Genomic DNA, 19,346 nt, shown 5'->3' with positions numbered 1-19,346 from the left:
GTCGTAACAAGATTAGCATGCCGCCTTGCTCTGATACTTAAATACGGACAATCATCTCCGCATTTAAAATGCGTTTTACCCTTCCAAACTCGCCAAGCGTGCTGCGAGAAATTCTTCTAACGACTCTAACGCCTTGGTAAATCCATCAATACCTTCTGCAAGTTTCTCAGAAGCCATACGATTTTCAGCATGCATTCTATCGAAAGTCGCCTTATCAATAGTCAGTTTTTCAATTGAAGCGTTAGCCGCGTCTTTAGGATCCAGCTTACGCTCCAAATTGCCTTCGGTAGACTGAAGTTCAGCCAATAGGGATGGGGCAATAGTCAATAAATCACAACCCGCTAACTCAACAATCTCGCCAATATTACGGAAGCTAGCTCCCATAACTTCGGTTTTATAGCCGAATTTTTTGTAGTAGTTATAAACTTCTGTGACTGACAGGACACCTGGATCTTCAGCAGGCGCATAAGAATCCCGTCCGGTATCTTTTTTGTACCAATCCAGGATACGGCCAACAAAGGGTGAAATCAGGGTAATTCCGTTCTCCGCACAAGCAATCGCTTGATGCAGGCCAAATAATAAAGTCAGGTTGGTATGAATGCCTTCCTTTTCAAGAACTGCAGCAGCCTGTATACCTTCCCAAGTCGCAGCAATTTTGATTAGAACGCGTTCGCGCGAGACTCCTAAGGCTTCGTACATAGCGATCAATTCACGGCCAACGCGGACGCTGGCATCGGTGTCGTATGAAAGTCGAGCATCTACCTCAGTTGAAACCCGCCCTGGAATGACTTCAAGGATCTTCTTTCCAAAAGAAACGGCTAGGCGTTCAAAAGCGAGGGTAGCTACTTGCGCAGCAGATGCATCTTTACCCAAAGTCTCTCTTGCACCTTTCAATGTGTCGTCGACGATTCCTTGATACTGCGGCATTTGAGCAGCCGCTGTAATCAACGAAGGATTAGTTGTCGCATCGCGTGGTTTGAAAGTTTCAATAGCCTGAATATCACCAGTATCGGCTACAACCACCGTCATTTCTCTCAATTGTTCGAGTAAAGTCTTGGCCATTAGGGGCTCCTTTTATTTTAAAATTAAAAAACAGAACATACACTCGTCATATTCAATACATTCAGAATATAGACGCATGTCATCCAATATAATTACAGGGCGGGATTATACCGTAGTGACAAGAGTTCACCATCAAAATGGAAACATCAATACCATGCCCAATTTGAGGTGAACTTTTATTTTTAATGAGTAATTTTCGCAGAGCTTCAAAATTGAATTCATCTCATTTTGGAGCTAATTATCGATGCCGCCAGCGAATCCATCCGTACAACATTATCGGAACCCGGTAGATAAATTATAACTAGCGCTTGAACACAACCCTGAATGACTATTTTAGTTGCAAACCTGCCGAGTCACGCTTGACCAAGACACCAACACTTTACCGAGAACGCTCAACTACACCTTTTCCTGATTTGCTCTTGCAGCAATTATTTGTCTGACCATATATTTAGAGACACCACTTGCAATCGGTAATACAGACTGTCTTTCCAGATATTTTGCAACCCCGCTTGCTTTAGGCATTTTTCTTGCCGCCATTGCTTCTCTTTCAACATACTTGGCAACTCGACTCACAATCGGCACCGCTTTTGCATTTCTTTCTTGGTTTGCAATGTACTTTTCAACGCTACTTAAAACAGGGACTTCTTTTCTAGATAAAATTTGTTTTGCCACATACTTTGAAACACCGCTTACCGGTGGTTTTTTATTCGCCAAAATTGCTTGCTCTTCCAAATATCTAGCCACACCAGTTGCTGCGGCAGCGGCAGCTTCCCTTTCCTTTGCTTTTTCCATCTCTTTTTCTATAGCTAACAATCGCTGTTTTTCTTTTTCTTTTTCTTGCTCTATAGCGACTATGCGCTGTTCTTCCAAGTATCTGGCGACTATTTCAGCAGCAGCAGCTTTTCTCGCCGCGATAGATTCGTCTTCCAAGTATTTAGCAACACCAGTTGCGGCTGTGCTTTTGGCAGATATAGATCGCTTAATTAAATACTTAGAAACACCGCTCATGCCCGGCATTTTATCTTTACTTTCCAAATACTTAGCAACGCCGCTTGTCAAGGGCGTTTTGTTGGTAACATCCGTATGTTTAGCCATATACTTGGCAACACCGCTTATTTTCGGCGCTTTTTTTGCGAGTATAGCCTGTCTCGCCATGTACTTGGCCACAGTGCTTACAGGAAACTGTTCCAGTCTAGCCAAATATCTGGCAACACTGCTCGGGGATACAACTTCTTCCTGTGTTTCAAGATTCTGATCAACTTCATTTGCTATTGCTTCCAACACACCTCCCTGTGCTATTTCCTGACTATCTAAGTCACCAGCAACTACATTTGCTGGTGACAACTCTTCCATGTTTTTCAGATATCTAGCAACTCCGCTTAACACCGGCACAATTTCTTGGCTTTTCAAATACCTAGCAACCCCAGTAAGTCCACTAGAATCACTAATATACACGCGGGCACTGGGCAGGGACTCATTTTTCTTTTTGTTCCCAAATAACCCAGACACTAAATCGATCAAGTAATTTTGATCCACTTATCACCCCCGGTTGCGCATGTACTTTTCAACTCCAGTTCCCGCTTGTTCTGCTTTTTCTTTTGCAGATGTAGCCTGCTTCTCCAGATACTTTTCAACTCCACTTACAGCCGCAGCCGCTGTTTCTTTTTCAACCACGACTTGGCTTTCCAAATATCTTGCAACGCCAGTGGCGGCAATCATATTATGCTTTCTCAAGTATCGAGCAACCCCTGAAAGCCCGCTAACATGTCCAGAATAAACTGGAGAATGGCTAACTGTAGCTTTTTTCTCGCGTTTTCCTAGGAAGATATATCCAACCACTGCAAAAACAACCAAGCCCAACAGGTAACTCATCTTGGAGTCTTGTTCGGCTTTTAACGGCGCGCTTACTGCTGTTGAATCCGCTGCTGTAGCGCGTTCGGTTATAGGCGATGTTTCCGGAAGCTGACTTGGCTTATAGCCTGCATCCTTATATAGGACTTTGGGTTCAAAGTCCGCCGCCGGATATTTTGAATCGGACTCAGCCGATGTTTCTTCCTTAACTGCCGCCGCAGGCGCAGGCGTAGACTTGGTTTGGCTGTATGCCGGATCTTGGTAAATCACTTTTGGTTTGAAATCTGCTGCCGGATATTCCGTTTCCGCTCCTACGATAGGACTGGCTAATAACAGCGTAGCAACTAAACCATTCGTCAAATTATTTATTTTCACGCGTGTATCCCCCTCTCTGCATTGTTTTTGGAATAGCCATATCTGCGTTGTACCTTTGACTTATCGATGAATTAGCACTCAATTCAATCATTTCTAAGTCTACTCAATGAGTAACAACCAACACAGATATGGCTTTTAAAATTAAAGTACCGCTTCTACGTTTTTAACAACGTTTTCAACAGTAAAGCCGAAGTGCTTCATCAATACGCCGCCCGGTGCAGATTCGCCGAAAGTATCAATACCGACAACTGCGCCATCTAAGCCAACATATTTACGCCAAAAATCAGTAATACCTGCTTCAATCGCAACACGTTTCACACCGGGTGTTAATATGCTGTCTTTATAAGCTTGATCTTGACGGTCAAATACATTTGTTGAAGGCATCGAAACAACACGCGCTTGAATTCCTTTTTCTGCTAAGGCTGCTTGCGATTTTATCGCTAAGTCGACTTCTGAACCGGTTGCAATCAGGATAACCTGGGCTTTACCCGCCGCTTCAGAAATGACATAAGCCCCTTTGCGGATAGCTGCGATTTGATCATCAGTACGCGCTATGAAAGGTAATCCTTGTCGACTTAACACCAAGCTTGTAGGCCCTGTCATACGTTCAACCGCCATGACCCAAGAAACGGCCGTTTCCGTGGTATCGGCAGGCCGCCAGACATCCATATTTGGGATGTAACGCATAGCAGAAGTGTTCTCAATCGGCTGATGTGTTGGACCGTCTTCGCCTTGCCCAATAGAATCATGGGTTAAAACAGCAATAGTGCGAATTTTCATTAACGCTGACATACGCAAAGCACTTTTTGCATAATCGGAGAACATGTGGAATGTTCCGCCGTACGGTAATAAGCCACCATGTAACGCCATACCATTCATAATAGTGTACATACCGAACTCACGCACACCGTAGGATATGTAATTACCTGGCTCTTTACCGCTGACATGTTTGAAGCTGCTGCAACTGGTTAAGTTAGAGCCTGTTAAGTCCGCAGATCCACCTAAAAATTCAGGCAAAGTAGGAGCTAATCCACCAATTACTTTTTGTGATGATTGACGTGTGGCAAGATTTTCTGCTTTTGCGTTGGTTTCAGCAATCAATGCGTCAGTCGCAGTCTTCCAATTAGCCGGTAGATCACCAGCCATACGACGTTTGAATTCTGCTGCTAATACTGGATACTCCGCCGCGTAAGCTGCGAATTTAGCATCCCATGCCGCTTCGGTTCTCGCACCTTTTGCTTTAGCATCCCAGCCTGCATAAACCGAGGCAGGAATCTCAAACGGACCATGATCCCAACCCAGGGCCGCTTTGGTCAGATTAATTTCTGCTTCGCCTAAAGCCGCACCATGACATTCATGGGTACCTGCTTTGTTTGGCGAACCAAAACCAATAGTTGTTTTGCAGCAGATCAATGAAGGCATATCAGTTACCGCTTTAGCCGTGGCAATTGCCTTATTAATCTCTTCTGGATTATGCCCATCTACTGACTGAACATGCCAGCCATACGCCTCAAAACGTTTTGCCGTATCGTCCGTATACCAGCCTTCAATATGACCATCAATAGAAATACCGTTGTCATCCCAGAAAGCGATTAGATTGCCTAAACCCCAAGTACCTGCTAATGAACAGGCCTCGTGAGAAATACCTTCCATCAAACAGCCATCACCCATGAACACATAGGTATGGTGATCAACAATTTTATGACCTGGTCGATTGAATTGGTCTGCAAGCAGTTTTTCAGCCATCGCAAAACCAACACCATTGGCAATGCCCTGTCCTAACGGACCAGTCGTTGTTTCAACACCTGGCGCATAACCGTATTCAGGGTGTCCCGCACATTTTGAATGTAGTTGACGGAAAGTGGCTAATTCACTCATGGGCAAATCATAGCCACTCAGATGCAATAACGAATAAATCAGCATTGATCCGTGACCGTTGGAAAGTACAAAACGGTCACGATCTGACCACTTTGGGTTGGACGGATTGTGGCGCAGGTGATCATTCCATAAAACCTCGGCAATGTCCGCCATGCCCATAGGTGCGCCTGGATGTCCAGAGTTTGCTTTCTGCACGGCATCCATGCTCAAAGCGCGTATGGCGTTCGCTAATTCTCGACGCGAAGTCATATTCTTCTCCTTACTATTATTAGATTACTAAATGGTGACTTTTTAGTCTATTCGACTCTGCCACGAAATGTTCTTTCGGCGGTTACCCACAAGGATTAGAACGAGTGGTCATAACCACTCGTTCCTGTGCCGCTATTCTAAATTAGCGTGCCTTTCTCTCATGATTTCTTCTGGAATTCCCTTTTCATGAATAATATGAGAAATGGTTGCTTCCAAGAAAAACAAGGTAGATAGTTCAAACACAGTCCCCATAGGCATTCCTAACACCTTACCATACTGCTCCGCGTTACCGATTTGAAATACCGCATCTGCCAAGTCGCCAATGGTCGAACTGTTTTTTGCAGATATTAAGACTATCTTAGCACCTATTTTTTTTGCACTTTTAGTGAATGCTATTAGCTGCTCAGTCTCTCCAGAACCGGAAATAATGATCAACAAGTCACCGTTTTTAATGCTAGGCGTGACAATTTCACCGACGACGCTGACATCGTAACCGCCATGAACCAGTCTCATTGCAAAGAAATTTCCAACAAGCTTGGAACGCCCAGCACCTGCGATAAATATGCGCTTGGCGCTATCAAGCAATTGGGTCAACTTTACATCATAGGTATCATCTGTAGCTTCAAGAACACCTGAAATCTTTTCTATGATAAGTTGCTGATGCATAATTATACCGCGTCAACCAATTCGCGAATTTCACGCGCTGCATCAGCAGGTGAAGCCGCGCCATAGATTGCAGCGCCAACAACGATGATGTTTGCGCCTGCGCGAACTACATCTTGTACAGTTGACGGCTTAATGCCACCGGCAACAGAAATTCTGACGTTTAAGCCTAACCTTGCGATGTCGTTCAAATCAGCGAAAGGTGTATGACCTGCTGCTTGCGCGTCCAGACCTGTGTGAATACCCATGATATGAGCACCCATTTCAGCAGTTGCGCGTGCGCATGCCACTTTGTCTTCAACATTAATTAAATCGATTTGGGCTTCTGCACCGTATGCATTTGCTGCTTTGATAACACCTGCACAAGTTGCAAGGCCGGATACGCCTAGAACTGTACAAATATCAGCACCTGCTGCATAGAAAGGTGTTGCTTCGTATTCGCCTGCGTCCATAGTTTTAAGGTCAACCAAAAGCAGTTTCTCGGGGAATCTTGCTCTTAATTCTTTAACCAGATTAAGGCCGTTATATTTAATGCATGGAGTTCCGATTTCAAAGATATCAACGTAAGGAGCTACTAAGGTAGCAAGGCCTACTGTTTGGTCGAAATCTAATGAATCTAATGCCATTTGTATTAATGGTTTTGCCATGATGCGTGCTCCGATGGGTTATAGTAATAGTTATAATTTTAGTTACTTACTCTTTATGCGAACGTAACTTTAAAGTAGAAAGGGGATCGATGTCAATGCCCAATGCCCAATGTTCTACGTTGGCGCATGAATAACAGCCGGATGAACGAAAGATACAAACGGAATGTTATGGGCTTTAAATTTATATGCCTGAGATCAAGTCAACTTGCCCTTCATAATTATCTCATTCAGCCCGGTAGAATACCCCTTAAACCCGGACTCATCAATATGAGAGATTCTTTACCCCGAAACCCACCCATACCACCGCAGAACCGTAGATAAGAGCATGATTAATTGCAAGTATTTCGACATGCCAGCAATCAGCCTACAGCTAACATCATCTATAAATATCGCATAACTCGCACTACTGATCCGATTTCCAGCCGTTATGATGCGAGCCTGGACAAAATCAAGCGCTTTATGTCAAGCTTCAAACAAAAACCAATTATTAGAGAGAAACAACCTGATGGAACCTTTTACCAATATTCGCGCACTCATTATCGATATGGATGGCGTTTTATGGCATGGCGATCAACCGATGCCCGGATTGACTGACTTTTTTCAAACCCTGCGCAATCAACAAATCCGCTTTATTTTGGCGACCAACAACGCCCGGCTGACTCAAGAACAGTATGTAATCAAACTGGCGCAGATGGGCGTGGAAGTTACCCACAATGAAATCCTGACCTCCAGCATGGCGACAGCACTGTACCTGAGCGAACATAACAATCCCGCAGAAAGCCGCGTATTTGTAATCGGCGAAGACGGCGCCAGGCAACCGCTTATTGAACGCGGCTTTACCCTGACCGATCTCTATGAATTGAATGACGACAAAGACAATCCCGACATGGGGGCTGATATTGTTGTCTGCGGCATGGATAAAAACTTGTCATGGGACAAACTGGCAACCGCTACGCTGAATATTCGCGCCGGCGCCAAATTCATTGGCACCAATGCCGATACCACGTTACCCACAGAACGCGGTCTCACCCACGGCAACGGCGCAATTCTGGCCGCATTAACGGCCGCCACCGGCGTAACGCCAACCATCATCGGCAAACCCGAGCCCATCATCTATCAGCAAGCCCTCGCATTGCTGGGCGTTGACCCTGCTCAAACAGTCGCTATCGGTGACCGGCTGGAAACCGACATTCTTGGCGCCGTTCGCACCGGCATACGCAGCCTTATGGTTTTATCGGGCGTATCCACCGAAGAAGATTTTAAGACATCGGATTACCGCCCCACCTGGGTTATGCCGGACATCCGCGCCGTGACACAAGCCTTGCAAAACTAACTATTCTTGCCTACATGGATGCAGGCAATAGGCATAAACACCACTATAAATATATGCCTTGACGGCCATATTGCCTTTACTACGCAATCAGACTCACTGTCGCCATTATGAAAACAACCCGGAGCCGCTTTAATGAAAAAACTCATCAATAACATTGATACCCTGCTTGACGAGAGCCTTTCAGGTTTTGCCAAAGCCCATGCAGATATAATTCAATTCAACGCCCAACCTCATTTCGTCAAGCGCATAAAACCCACAGCACCCGGCAAAGTTGCACTGATTTCCGGCGGCGGCTCAGGCCATGAGCCTTTGCATACAGGCTTTGTCGGTTCGGGTATGCTCGACGCCGCCTGCCCTGGTCAAATATTCACCTCCCCCACTCCCGATCAAATGCTGGCGGCTGCACAAGCCGTAGAAAACGGCGGCGGCGTTTTATTCATCGTCAAAAACTATGCAGGCGATGTGATGAATTTCGAAATCGCGGCTGAAATGCTGGATTGTCCGCACGAAACCCTATTGGTCAGCGACGACGTCTCCTTCCCCAAAACCCATAGCACAGGACGGCGCGGCGTTGCAGGCACCCTGATTGTTGAAAAAATCGTCGGCGCGGCGGCGGAATCGGGGGCGGACTTAGCTACCTGCAAGGCATTAGGCGATAGGGTCAACCTTGTCACAGCATCAATGGGTGTGGCATTAAGCAGCTGCACCGTCCCCGCACTGGGCAAGCCCACTTTCGACATCGGCGACAACGAAATAGAAATGGGCGTAGGCATTCACGGCGAGCGCGGACGCGAGCGCAGAGCCATGAGCAGCGCTACCGAAATTGTCGACTACCTGGCAGGCAGTATTGATGACGATCTGAAACCGCAAAAGGGCCAATCGGCGTTGTTGCATATAAACGGTTTCGGTGCGACGCCTTTGATGGAATTGCACCTGATTTATGAATTGGCATCCCGGTTCTGGGAAAAACGCGGCGTTAACATCTGCCGCTCCCTGGTCGGCAACTACACCACTTCACTCGATATGGCGGGCTGCTCTATCACCCTGAGCTTGCTTGATGATGAACTGCTCCGCCTGTGGGACGCCCCCGTCCATACTGCAACCTTACGATGGGGTTGTTAAATTTTCTGTCAACACACCGACCAGCGCGCAAATCATTAACTGACTGGTTTTAGCGCCCGCATCGATATGCCCTCGGCTGCGCTCCTCCAGAAAAGAAGCGCGGCCTTTGGTGGCCACCATGTCCCGGGTAGACTCCATTCCTGTTATCGCCGCCTGCACAACATTTTTCAGAACGTCAGATAACGCCACAGAATCGGTTGCAGCCTGCCGCAAACTTGCCGCCACAGGAATCAACACATCCAACATTGTTTTCTCGCCTGCATCCGCCTTGCCTCGCAGCTTTACCGCATCCACACCGCTACTGAATATCTCTGCAAAAGTTTGCAAATCCAAAGCCCGTTCGACTCCGCTCACGACAGGCCGTTCGCGAGCCGCCTTGCTCATCGCAACAAACAGCGTACCGTATAAAGAACCTGATGCACCGCCCACCGCCGTCATCATAGTCATACCGATTTTCTGCCAGGTCGCCGCCCAATCAAGCTGAGCCGCCAATTCATCGCTTTGAGCTGTCAGCGCCTTGATTCCGCGCTGTAGATTAGTCACATGATCGCCATCGCCGATAGCCTGATCCAACGCAGTCACTTCTTCGGCGTTTGCTTCGATTACATTATCAATTGCCTGAATCAGGCGGGGTAATAGTGCAGGAACAAATTGCATGGCATCCTCCAATTCAAAAAAAGTAATCTGGGTAATCTTTAATCCCCCTTAGCGCCAATCATACCCCAAGCTGCACACCATCAGTTAGTTAAGCTAAAAAGATAGCTTCAATTCTTCCTTGTTCTTTATTTGTTCTCGTGCTATATTTTTTAAAAACAAACAAAGAACAGACTATGATTAAATCACTCACTAGAAAGCAACAAGAAGTCTTCGATTTCTTATTGCAAAATCAGGATAAGTTTCCCCATCCGCCAACGCTGGAAGAGCTTTGTGCGTGCATGGGCTTAAAGTCTCGCGGCTCCTTGCATAACCATATTAAGGCCTTGATTAACGAAAACCTGATCGAAGCTCCCGAACGCAAACAGCGCGGTATTCGCCTGACGAACTACGCAAAAGAAATGATCAATCATTCCGACGATCAAAGCTCGCTGCCGTTTGTCGGCATTATTGCCGCCGGAAAACCGATCGAAGCCGTCGAAAATATCACTTATATGGCTATTCCTGAGCAGCTGAAAACGCAAAAGCCCTGCTATATCCTTAAAGTGAAGGGCGACTCAATGATTGAGCAAGGCATCTATGATGGCGACTGGGTGATCATTGAACAACGCAGCTATGCCCGTAATGGTGAAATTGTGGTGGCCTTGATCAACAAAGCCGAGGCCACGCTGAAATTTATTGAGCAATACCCCCACGAAACATTACTTATCCCCGCTAACTCAGCGATGGAAGCGATGCACTACAACCCAGAGCAAGTTGAAATTCAAGGCGTATTAGTAGGCCAAATGCGCAGTTATACTAAAAATCATTAGGAGAAATATCATGTTGCAACAACGAATACACATGCGCGACCAAGTGACCAATCGAGTTGAACTGATTATGGGGGACGGCAAACCGCCGTTCGCTGAACGAATCGAGGAATTTGCAACGACCCTGTTGTTTGTGGTCATTATTATCTTTCTTGTTCGTATATAAGAACCCTGAATAAACCAATCGCTGCTATGAAACAGCATATTCCCCCGGCATGGCAACCAAACTCAGCCCCATTAAGTTGAGTTTGCCATGCCGGGTGTTCTGACAGGCCGCCTCGAATTATCCCGGCTGAAGCCCACCGGGTTAATGCAAATCTGCCAGCGGTAAATTTGCACCGGCATCCAGCCACTGCTGCGATTTATAAGGCCGTAAATTCCGGTATTCCCTGCCGGAACCTTAACTTAATGGCGCAGAGCTATTAACCTCGGCTTTTACAACAGACAACTACCAAGCAGCCTGTTGCATTACCGCTTTTATTCATCCGTTTGGCTAATATGCCTTGAAAAAATCATCGACAAAAGATATGGTTCGCGCGGAAATAACAGTGCGCTCCATTTAATTGCCTTATCCAGAACATACCTGATTTAGATGACCGACTTTCTGGCGCACAAAACCATTCACAGCGTTGAGCCGGTTATACCCTGCTCCTATCAAACGCCACCTCCCCCTTACCTGCAAGGTTACTATAAATGCCCATTTCGCTTGCCGTTGTTGAAAACGTGATCCGTGAAGCCGGATCGATCGCCATGACTCATTTTAAAGACCTGAAGAATTTAGAAGTGACTAAAAAAAGTCCCCGCGACCTGGTCACCGCTGCCGACGTCGCTGTTGAAGCTTTTTTACAAGAAGCCCTGGCCAAGCATTACCCGCAATTCGGTTTCTGGGGCGAAGAAAGCGGGCAAAGCGCCAATCAAACCAGCCGCTGGATCGTCGACCCGATTGATGGAACGCATTCATTCTCGAGAGGCCAGTATTTTTGGGGCATCAGCGTCGCACTGGAAATCGATCAGGAGCTAGTTTTCGGGGCCGTCTATGCGCCCGCACTGGATGATTACTATGCCGCCGAAAAAGGCAAAGGAGCCTGGAAAAACGGCCAGCCCATTACCGTATCCAACGAAAACAACCTTGCCGACGCAATGATCGCGACCGGGTTCGCCTGCTTGCGCTCTTACTTAAAAGAAAACAATCTTCAGCGCTTCTGCCGGATCGCCGAGATAACAACCGGGCAGCGCCGTTTCGGTTCTGCGGCAATCGACCTGTGCCTGGTTGCGGATGGTCAAGTTGATGCGTTTTGGGAGCAGGAACTAAACCTGTATGACGTTGCCGCCGGCGCATTGATTGCAGAGGAAGCAGGCGCTACGATTACCGACTTTCAAGGTAATAAAGGACTCTTTCCGAAAAATATCCTGGCAACCAACGGGAAGATTCTTAACCAGATACTTCCGCTGATGTAAAAACTTTATTTACAGCTTTAGGAAAACACATTCCATTCCCCAAAAAGTGCCTTTTGCCTATGGCTGTAAAAGGTACTCGCTTAACGTCTTGCCCGGAACCGCAGGCTGCCCGGTTTTTTGACAGGCGCTTTGCAGCCCCAGCGAACAAGCTTGTTTATAGGCTTGCATGGCGGCAGTCGAATCATTAAGACCTTCCAAGGTATGTGCCTTACCCAGATAAAGTTTCGCTTTATTCGTCGGAACCAGCTCGATTGCCTTGTTAAAATCGTTTAGAGCCAACAGATACTGTCGATCGCCCAAATAGGCCGCACCGCGGTTCTGATAAGCATATCCAATATAAAGACCGTTTAGCTCGATTACCTTGCTTAAATCGCCTATCGCTTCGGCATAGTGCTCTACCCCGATTAATTCTTTACCTCGATTATAGAAAATTCTATCGATGCCCAGGCGTTTTCCTTCACTATTTTCGACCTGTCGAGCCGCATCATCCCAAAGTAACAAGGGGTGAGAAAAAGTCATCAATCGCAGCCAAGATAAGGGCATCATCAGCAATGCGACAAAAGTCAGTGTGATAGCCGCCTGTTTTGCGCTTAATTTTTGACACAAAAAAGGCAACGAGGCGAAAGCACCCGCCATCCACAGATAACTGCGATAAAGCACAAAAGACTCCTGAATCCTGATCGTTGAAAGCTCTGTCGCAAATAATAACCACGGGCAAAGCAACGCAAAACCCAGCAAGCCTTTTAACCCTTTTTGCAGCAGCAGTCGGATTGCAATGATGGGATAAACTATAAATCCAATCAGACCGGCAGTCTGCGGCCATGACCAAAAACCCTCAGCAAAGGCCTGCGGCATATCGACAGACATCCCGGACGAACTTGGTGCAATCCATACCCACAGATATTTAAAAAACAAGAAGCTCTGTGTCAGTATTGACAAGGGGTAGGCAAGACGCGTATTAAAATCCGGCCCCAGCAGGGATATATAATTTGCCGCTATGGGCTCATAAGCCTGACCCAAAATATGTGCCGACTTGATCTGAAGAACTACGAATCCGCCAATCAAACCATAGAGCATGAAAGTCGGCCAAATCAGCATCAATCGTTGACGGATAGGCTGGTTGTTAACCAGCAACAACAGGGCTATCGTTACCGCAGGCGTCATAATCGCATGCTCTTTAGAGAATACAGCCAAAAAATAAGTGACGGTTGAAGCCAGCAGCCAGCGGTAGTTGTCTCTGATCAAACCCTCAAGAAACAAACGCCAGGTTAATAAGGCGAACAACGTCGCCATCAGAGTGGAACGTTGGATTAAATAGGCGGTCGCATAAACGGAGATCGGGTGCAACGCAAAGATCAAGACGCCAAAAAACGCCAGCCAGTGCGGCGACAAAGTCCCACTGTTTTCGTCATTATAGGGAAGAACCTGTTCAAACAACCGGCGCAGAAATAGAAACAGGGTAATAGTCGCGGCAAGATGCAAAACCAAATTACCCAGGCGAAACCAGATTAGCTCCAAACCGAATAGTGAACGAGTCCATTCAAGGGTAGCGTATGGCAACCAGCGCAAATCAAAACTGAATACCTTGCCCAGATATTGCTCGTGTACCGAGCCATCGAAAAAATGAATGTCATCAAAGACGACGGGGTTCCCAAAAAACTGGCTGTAAAGCAAGGCGGCCGGAAAGCATAAAGCGAATAAGGAAAAGACAGTTCTCATGATGTTACCTAATATCAGCCCAACACATTAGCGCATAAATTGGGAGATTAATTAAGGGAGATATTGACGTGCTTCCGATACGCACAAAAAAACCGCCCAAGGGATATGCCAGAGCGGTTTTTTAATATTACCATTGGCAGGGTTGCACAACCCTGTCAAGCTAAAGGAGAAGCAACTATTTTTAGCGCCTCCCCCAACTCGAGTAGGTCTATTATTTGTTTATTACCTGTTGAACGAGTAAATCGGTAGCGGTGCCGCCAACAGTCCATGAGACAGCTGTATTACCAAATACGGGCGCCCATGTTACGGTTAAAGCGTCAATAGTCGTAGGTTTAATGTTCCGCATTGTCGCAGTGACAGTTCCGTCTGCTGCTACAGTAATTCCGCTAACTTCATTAGTTGCTGTAGGAGCTCCTGCTAAACCGAGTGAAGTCCAATTGTCGGCCGTGAACCCGGTCATTGCACCACCATGTTCTTGGCCAAATGCAGCAACAGCAAGCTTGACTGGATCGGCTGCGGTGGCGACTTTACTTAACTTTGCCTTGACTACATAATCCTGGTAAGCCGGAATCGCAATAGCCGCCAAAATACCGATGATCGCTACAACGATCATTAATTCGATTAAAGTGAAACCTTGTTGAGCTTTTTTCATTGATAATGCATTCATCAGTTAGTCCTCTTTAAAATTAAAAATAAACAACATTTAGACATAAGCAGAAGTTATGCCAATCCTCCTGACAGCTCGCTTTCATTTTTTCATCACAAACCTATATTCTATATAAATCAAGTAAATAGACCTATTCATGCGAACACAGACGCTGTAAACACCCCACCAGCGGTGCAAACCAGTCGAGATAGAAATGACTGCAAAAAACGCTGCCATGATAAAATGCCGGTCAAAAAACCCTGCCACGACAACAATGCCGACCCAAAAGCCTTGCCAATACATTACACTCATTTGAAACCAGGGATGTAACATGCAGCACATCAGCCTTCAAGCAGCCTCTACATTAACCGAATGGAGCGAACGCACCATAAGACGCCGCATCGCCGACGGCAGTGTAAAGTGCTCCGATAACGGAGCCAATTACAAAACCATGATCTGTTTCGATTCGATCAAGCAGGATATTTGCATTGCGCTTGAAGCCGACGATATTGAACTTCTCAAAACCGCCGACTCCGGCGATGCAAAAGCACAAAATGACTTGGCATTACTTTTTTTAGAAAAAAACAAATTAAAAAGCGCTGTGTACTGGCTGGAATTGTCGGCAAAGCAAAATTTTACCGACGCCATGCACTTGCTGGGGCGTTGTTATTTGGAGGGTAACGGCTTACCTAAAGACGACAGCCTTGCCATTATGTGGATTGCCAAAGCGGCTTCGCTGGGCCATTCGATTGCGCTTACGCAAATTCAATCGATGCGCCTGACTTAAAAGCCCACCAGACAAGCCAATTCAGGTACTTTACGATTAGGAGCGATTAAAGCGCCAATCGCATCGCTTGCATCCAGGCAGTTTGAAATTACTACGGCACTGGATTTTCTATTTCAGGTATTCTGAGGTATGTGAATACCAAACAACCGCCGACTAAAATAGATGGTTGTTTGGTAAAAGACTTTTTACCGGCTTACTGCAACTTGGCCTTAAGCATTTTATTCACTTCGCCGGGATTTGCCTTGCCCTGCATTTCTTTCATCACCTGTCCGACAAAAAATCCGAAGACTTTATCCTTACCGCTACGGTATTGCTCAACCTGATCCTGGTTGTCGGCGATAATTTTATCGATAATGGCTTCTATCGCGCCGGTGTCGGTGATTTGCTTCAAGCCTTTGGCTTCGATAATTTCGTCGGCTGTCGAGGTACCCTGCCACAGTTCTTCGAACACCTGCTTGCCGATCTTGCCGGAAATGGTGTCGTCGCTGATGCGCTTTAACAGCCCGGCCAGACGTTCGTGACTGACCGGCGAATCGGTAATTTCCAGACCGGCTTTGTTCAACGCGGCCAGAAGATCGCCGGTCACCCAGTTGGCGCAAATTCTCGCTTCGCAGCCCGATTCTTTAACCACGGCTTCGAAATAATCGGCCAGTTGACGCGAAGAAGTCAGAATGGTTGCGCTTTCTTCATCCAAGCTGTAATCAGTTTTAAAGCGCTGCTTTTTTGCCTGAGGCAATTCCGGCAACTGGGCTTTTATCTGCGCCTTAAAGTCTTCATCAATCAGCACCGGCAACAGGTCGGGATCGGGAAAATACCGGTAATCGTTGGCCTCTTCCTTGCTGCGCATCGAACGGGTTTCATCCTTGTCGGAATCATACAACCGGGTTTCCTGAACCACGACGCCGCCGCTTTCTATCAGCTCTATTTGCCGCTCGACTTCGTGGTTGATGGCTTTTTCGACAAACTTAAATGAATTGATGTTTTTAAGCTCTGTCCGCGTGCCGAATTCTTGTTGGCCTTTTGGACGTACCGATACGTTGGCGTCGCAACGGAACGAACCTTCCTGCATATTGCCGTCGCAAATGCCCAGATAGCGCACCAGTTCGTGCATTTTCCTCATGTACGCCACGGCTTCCTTGGCCGAACTCATTTCCGGCTCGGAAACGATTTCCAGCAACGGCGTACCGGCGCGGTTTAAATCGATTCCGGTCAAGCCGTGAAAATTCGCATGCAACGATTTGCCCGCGTCTTCCTCCAAATGTGCGCGGGTGATGCCGATACGTTTAGTTACGCCGTCAACGTCGATATCCAAATGCCCGTTACCGACGATAGGCAGGTCCATCTGGCTGATTTGGTAGCCTTTGGGCAAGTCCGGGTAAAAATAGTTTTTCCTGGCGAACACGGAGTACGGCGCAATATGCGCCTCTATCGCCATACCGAAGACGACAGCCATGCGCACGGCTTCTTCATTCAATACCGGCAATACGCCCGGAAAGCCTAAATCGACTGCGCAGGCTTGGGTGTTGGGTTCGGCGCCATAAGCGGTGGAAGCCCCGGAAAAGATTTTTGATTTAGTAGCGAGTTGGGCGTGAATTTCCAAGCCGATTACTGTTTCCCATTGTGAATTCATTTTGATAGTTCCTTTTATTCGGCAAAAACGTCAGCTAGATCAATGTGCAGCTCAGGAAAAAGATAAGGTTTTGCCAAGTCGTCGCCGGCATGCATGGCGAAAAGTTGGTATTTTTCGGTGTCTTGATCCAGTACAAACTGATAAACCGCTTGTTCGTAGGGATAAACCAGCCAATACTCGGTAACGCCGTTTTCCTGGTAAAGATCATATTTAAGGCGCATATCTTTCGTGCTGTTGCCGGGCGAGAGCACTTCGATAATCCAGTCCGGCGCGCCGTTGCAGCCTTGTTCAGTGAGCTTGTCTTTGTCGCAGATAACGCATAAATCGGGCTGGACGACGCTGTACACATCCTGGTCGGCCAGTTTCGATTTTTTACTGTTGTAAAGTTTGACGTCAAAGGGGGCATGAAAGGCTTCGCAGGTTTTATGCCTTAAATAATTATCGATAGGCCGTAACATATTGCGCGAAATCCTCTGGTGCTTCAGGTTCGGCGCTGGCGACATCGCCATGATCTTGCCCTTGATCAGCTCGACCGTTTCCTCCAGCTGCCAAGTCAAATAATCGGCATAACTGTAGGTGGCGTTTAAATCCAATTGCGAGAGCTCTGTGATTTTGGTCATGTCTGCTTCTCCTTATTCAAAACCTTTTGGCGTTTGTTGATGCCAATCGGTGACTTGCTGATACTGATGGGCAATATTCAACAGCCGGTCTTCGGCAAAATAATTGCCGATAATCTGCAAGCCCACGGGTTTGCCCCCGGCAAACCCGGCGGGAACCGACATAGCCGGCAAGCCGGCAAGATTAATCGCAATCGTGTAAATATCGGACAAATACATTTCAATCGGGTTGCCGATTTTCTCGCCGATGCCGAACGCGGTGGATGGCGTGACCGGCCCCATAATCACGTCGACTTCCGACAGCGCTCTTTTGAAGTCTTCGCTGATCAGGCGGCGGATTTTTTGCGCCTTAATATAATAAGCGTCGTAATAACCTGCCGACAGCGCATAAGTCCCCATCAAAATGCGGCGTTTGACTTCTTTGCCGAAGCCTTCCCCGCGCGAGCGGGTGTAAAGATCGGTTAGATCCAGCGGATTTTCGCAGCGATGGCCGAAACGCACACCGTCAAAACGCGACAGGTTGGCGGAGCATTCGGCGGGCGCAATGACATAATAAGCGGGAATGGCCAGCTCCAGAGTGGGCATCGATACTTCCGTTACTGTCGCGCCCAATTTTTTGTATTCGTTAACCGCGACTTCAATCGCCGCCGCCACATCGCTGTTTAAGCCTTCGCCGAAAAATTCTTTGGGCAGACCGATTTTCAAACCTTCGAGCCTGTTGTTTAACCCGGCCATATAATCGGGTACGGACACATCGACGCTGGTTGAATCTTTTTCATCGAAACCGGCCATGGTTTGCAGCATGATCGCCGCATCCTCGGCGCTACGGGTCATCGGCCCGCCCTGATCCAAACTGGAGGCATAAGCAATCATGCCGTAACGGGATACCCGTCCGTAGGTGGGTTTTAATCCGGTAATGCCGCAAAGAGCGGCAGGTTGGCGTATCGAACCTCCGGTATCGGTGCCTGTCACACAAACCGCAAGACGCGCCGCCACAGCCGCAGCCGAGCCGCCTGATGAACCACCTGGGACTGTATTAGTGTCCCAGGGGTTTTTGACCGCGCCGTAATAACTGGTTTCGTTGGATGAACCCATCGCAAACTCGTCCATGTTCAGTTTGCCCAGCATCACCGCACCGGCGTTATTGAATTTATCCACCACCGTCGCATTGTAGGGTGCAATAAAATTATCCAGCATTCTCGAACCGCAGGTGGTTTTAACGCCCTCGGTGCAAAAAATGTCTTTTTGCGCAACCGGAATGCCGGTCAGCAGTTCCCCATCGCTCTTCGCCAATCTGGCGTCGGCTGCTTTGGCTTGCTGCAAGGCCAGATCTTCAGTGACGGTGATATAAGCGTTAAGCGAGCTGTGTTGCTTGATCCTGTCCAAAAAAGCAGAGGTCAATTCCAGGCTGGAAAACTCACCGGAACGCAGGCCCTTGGCTAATTCTGCAATTGTTTTGTTATGCATAGTTGTTACTCTTCCCTTTTACTCAATCACTTTGGGTACTAGATAAAGTCCCGCTTCTACTTGCGGCGCGATAGCCTGGAATTGTTCGCGATTGTCCTGTTCGGTTACCAGATCGGCTCGCAAGCGTTGCGGCTGGTCCATCGGGTGGGCCATAGGCTCGACGCCATCGATATCAAGATCGCTCATCCGCGTCATCAAATCCAGCATTCCCGATAAATCCTTTGCATACGAGGCAACATCTTGTTCCTCGATCCCCAGACGCGCCAAATGCGCTATTTTCTTCACATCATCCGCCGTTAAAGACACAATTAACTCCCAATAAAAATTTTCAGAGACTCTATTACTATTATGTTTATAATACGTTATATCTTGCTCAAAT

Annotated in this window: 19 protein-coding genes; 6 read left to right on the top strand and 13 right to left on the bottom strand. The window is 47.3% G+C overall.

The window, feature by feature from the left end; all coding sequences use genetic code 11:
- Window positions 1–75: 75 nt before the first annotated feature.
- The 6 genes from V3O24_RS15580 to hxlA form a co-directional block, all read right to left on the bottom strand.
- On the bottom strand, window positions 76–1,062 hold the full coding sequence (locus V3O24_RS15580) for a transaldolase (protein ID WP_331307927.1): 987 nt from the start codon (window positions 1,060–1,062) through the stop codon (window positions 76–78).
- Between the two features lie 396 nt (window positions 1,063–1,458).
- Window positions 1,459–2,598, bottom strand: coding sequence for a hypothetical protein (locus tag V3O24_RS15575; RefSeq protein ID WP_331307926.1), 1,140 nt, complete (start codon window positions 2,596–2,598; stop codon window positions 1,459–1,461).
- Window positions 2,599–2,601: 3 nt separating this feature from the next.
- Window positions 2,602–3,288: a hypothetical protein gene (locus V3O24_RS15570; protein ID WP_104422860.1), complete on the bottom strand. Its 687-nt coding sequence runs from the start codon at window positions 3,286–3,288 to the stop codon at window positions 2,602–2,604.
- Between the two features lie 141 nt (window positions 3,289–3,429).
- Window positions 3,430–5,415 (bottom strand): transketolase, encoded by a 1,986-nt coding sequence (gene tkt, locus V3O24_RS15565; RefSeq protein ID WP_331307925.1) that lies wholly within the window; start codon window positions 5,413–5,415, stop codon window positions 3,430–3,432.
- Between the two features lie 132 nt (window positions 5,416–5,547).
- Window positions 5,548–6,081: a 6-phospho-3-hexuloisomerase gene (gene hxlB / locus V3O24_RS15560; protein WP_104422862.1), complete on the bottom strand. Its 534-nt coding sequence runs from the start codon at window positions 6,079–6,081 to the stop codon at window positions 5,548–5,550.
- 2 nt (window positions 6,082–6,083) lie between these two features.
- Window positions 6,084–6,725 (bottom strand): 3-hexulose-6-phosphate synthase, encoded by a 642-nt coding sequence (hxlA, locus tag V3O24_RS15555; protein WP_104422863.1) that lies wholly within the window; start codon window positions 6,723–6,725, stop codon window positions 6,084–6,086.
- 505 nt (window positions 6,726–7,230) lie between these two features.
- On the opposite strand from hxlA, the gene V3O24_RS15550 reads away from it, so the two are divergent.
- Together V3O24_RS15550 and dhaK are read left to right on the top strand one after the other, a co-directional pair.
- Complete coding sequence (locus V3O24_RS15550; RefSeq protein WP_104422864.1) at window positions 7,231–8,058, top strand: HAD-IIA family hydrolase; 828 nt, start codon at window positions 7,231–7,233, stop codon at window positions 8,056–8,058.
- A 132-nt stretch (window positions 8,059–8,190) separates the two neighbouring features.
- Window positions 8,191–9,180, top strand: a complete 990-nt coding sequence (gene dhaK, locus V3O24_RS15545) for a dihydroxyacetone kinase subunit DhaK (RefSeq protein ID WP_104422865.1) — start codon at window positions 8,191–8,193, stop codon at window positions 9,178–9,180.
- Here the strand turns inward: dhaK and dhaL are convergent.
- Window positions 9,163–9,837 carry a dihydroxyacetone kinase subunit DhaL gene (dhaL, locus tag V3O24_RS15540; RefSeq protein WP_104422866.1) on the bottom strand — a complete coding sequence of 225 codons (675 nt, stop codon included), beginning with the start codon at window positions 9,835–9,837 and terminating at the stop codon, window positions 9,163–9,165. The two genes, dhaK and dhaL, sit on opposite strands and share 18 nt — an antisense overlap.
- 173 nt (window positions 9,838–10,010) lie before the next feature.
- Between dhaL and lexA the strand changes: the two genes are divergently transcribed.
- From lexA to V3O24_RS15525, 3 genes are all read left to right on the top strand, one after another.
- Complete coding sequence (gene lexA, locus V3O24_RS15535; protein ID WP_104422867.1) at window positions 10,011–10,646, top strand: transcriptional repressor LexA; 636 nt, start codon at window positions 10,011–10,013, stop codon at window positions 10,644–10,646.
- A gap of 10 nt (window positions 10,647–10,656) precedes the next feature.
- The gene (locus V3O24_RS15530) at window positions 10,657–10,809 is read left to right on the top strand and encodes a hypothetical protein (RefSeq protein ID WP_181049837.1); all 153 of its coding nucleotides are present in this window, start codon (window positions 10,657–10,659) and stop codon (window positions 10,807–10,809) included.
- Between the two features lie 527 nt (window positions 10,810–11,336).
- Window positions 11,337–12,101 (top strand): inositol monophosphatase family protein, encoded by a 765-nt coding sequence (locus tag V3O24_RS15525; protein ID WP_331307924.1) that lies wholly within the window; start codon window positions 11,337–11,339, stop codon window positions 12,099–12,101.
- 57 nt (window positions 12,102–12,158) lie between these two features.
- On the opposite strand, the gene V3O24_RS15520 is transcribed toward V3O24_RS15525, so the two are convergent.
- A complete protein-coding gene (locus tag V3O24_RS15520) occupies window positions 12,159–13,820 on the bottom strand; it encodes a tetratricopeptide repeat protein (protein WP_331307923.1) in 1,662 nt (553 codons plus the stop codon).
- A 211-nt stretch (window positions 13,821–14,031) separates the two neighbouring features.
- The gene (locus V3O24_RS15515; RefSeq protein WP_331307922.1) at window positions 14,032–14,487 is read right to left on the bottom strand and encodes a prepilin-type N-terminal cleavage/methylation domain-containing protein; all 456 of its coding nucleotides are present in this window, start codon (window positions 14,485–14,487) and stop codon (window positions 14,032–14,034) included.
- Window positions 14,488–14,797: 310 nt separating this feature from the next.
- Between V3O24_RS15515 and V3O24_RS15510 the strand changes: the two genes are divergently transcribed.
- Entirely contained in the window at window positions 14,798–15,253 is a 456-nt protein-coding gene (locus V3O24_RS15510) for a tetratricopeptide repeat protein (RefSeq protein WP_104422871.1), read from the top strand.
- A 193-nt stretch (window positions 15,254–15,446) separates the two neighbouring features.
- Here the strand turns inward: V3O24_RS15510 and gatB are convergent, their stop codons facing one another.
- The 4 genes from gatB to gatC are packed head-to-tail and all read right to left on the bottom strand — an operon-like array spanning window position 15,447 to window position 19,273.
- Window positions 15,447–16,883 carry an Asp-tRNA(Asn)/Glu-tRNA(Gln) amidotransferase subunit GatB gene (gatB, locus tag V3O24_RS15505; RefSeq protein ID WP_331307921.1) on the bottom strand — a complete coding sequence of 479 codons (1,437 nt, stop codon included), beginning with the start codon at window positions 16,881–16,883 and terminating at the stop codon, window positions 15,447–15,449.
- Window positions 16,884–16,897: 14 nt separating this feature from the next.
- Window positions 16,898–17,503 (bottom strand): Uma2 family endonuclease, encoded by a 606-nt coding sequence (locus V3O24_RS15500; RefSeq protein WP_331307920.1) that lies wholly within the window; start codon window positions 17,501–17,503, stop codon window positions 16,898–16,900.
- 12 nt (window positions 17,504–17,515) lie between these two features.
- On the bottom strand, window positions 17,516–18,967 hold the full coding sequence (gene gatA, locus V3O24_RS15495; RefSeq protein ID WP_331307919.1) for an Asp-tRNA(Asn)/Glu-tRNA(Gln) amidotransferase subunit GatA: 1,452 nt from the start codon (window positions 18,965–18,967) through the stop codon (window positions 17,516–17,518).
- 18 nt (window positions 18,968–18,985) lie between these two features.
- Complete coding sequence (gene gatC / locus V3O24_RS15490) at window positions 18,986–19,273, bottom strand: Asp-tRNA(Asn)/Glu-tRNA(Gln) amidotransferase subunit GatC (protein ID WP_331307918.1); 288 nt, start codon at window positions 19,271–19,273, stop codon at window positions 18,986–18,988.
- Between the last annotated feature and the right edge of the window lie 73 nt (window positions 19,274–19,346).

It is taken from the genome of Methylobacter sp. Wu8 (assembly GCF_036440755.1).
Classification (GTDB): Bacteria; Pseudomonadota; Gammaproteobacteria; order Methylococcales; family Methylomonadaceae; genus Methylobacter_A; species Methylobacter_A tundripaludum_A.
This window is presented reverse-complemented; position numbering and strand designations above follow the sequence as displayed.

Coding starts and splice junctions, on each gene's coding strand:
- V3O24_RS15580 (WP_331307927.1), bottom strand. CDS start 1,062: ATGGCCAAGACTTTACTCGAACAATTGAGAGAAATGACGGTGGTTGTA.
- tkt (WP_331307925.1), bottom strand. CDS start 5,415: ATGACTTCGCGTCGAGAATTAGCGAACGCCATACGCGCTTTGAGCATG.
- hxlB (WP_104422862.1), bottom strand. CDS start 6,081: ATGCATCAGCAACTTATCATAGAAAAGATTTCAGGTGTTCTTGAAGCT.
- hxlA (WP_104422863.1), bottom strand. CDS start 6,725: ATGGCAAAACCATTAATACAAATGGCATTAGATTCATTAGATTTCGAC.
- V3O24_RS15550 (WP_104422864.1), top strand. CDS start 7,231: ATGGAACCTTTTACCAATATTCGCGCACTCATTATCGATATGGATGGC.
- dhaK (WP_104422865.1), top strand. CDS start 8,191: ATGAAAAAACTCATCAATAACATTGATACCCTGCTTGACGAGAGCCTT.
- dhaL (WP_104422866.1), bottom strand. CDS start 9,837: ATGCAATTTGTTCCTGCACTATTACCCCGCCTGATTCAGGCAATTGAT.
- lexA (WP_104422867.1), top strand. CDS start 10,011: ATGATTAAATCACTCACTAGAAAGCAACAAGAAGTCTTCGATTTCTTA.
- V3O24_RS15530 (WP_181049837.1), top strand. CDS start 10,657: ATGTTGCAACAACGAATACACATGCGCGACCAAGTGACCAATCGAGTT.
- V3O24_RS15525 (WP_331307924.1), top strand. CDS start 11,337: ATGCCCATTTCGCTTGCCGTTGTTGAAAACGTGATCCGTGAAGCCGGA.
- V3O24_RS15520 (WP_331307923.1), bottom strand. CDS start 13,820: ATGAGAACTGTCTTTTCCTTATTCGCTTTATGCTTTCCGGCCGCCTTG.
- V3O24_RS15515 (WP_331307922.1), bottom strand. CDS start 14,487: ATGAATGCATTATCAATGAAAAAAGCTCAACAAGGTTTCACTTTAATC.
- V3O24_RS15510 (WP_104422871.1), top strand. CDS start 14,798: ATGCAGCACATCAGCCTTCAAGCAGCCTCTACATTAACCGAATGGAGC.
- gatB (WP_331307921.1), bottom strand. CDS start 16,883: ATGAATTCACAATGGGAAACAGTAATCGGCTTGGAAATTCACGCCCAA.
- V3O24_RS15500 (WP_331307920.1), bottom strand. CDS start 17,503: ATGACCAAAATCACAGAGCTCTCGCAATTGGATTTAAACGCCACCTAC.
- gatA (WP_331307919.1), bottom strand. CDS start 18,967: ATGCATAACAAAACAATTGCAGAATTAGCCAAGGGCCTGCGTTCCGGT.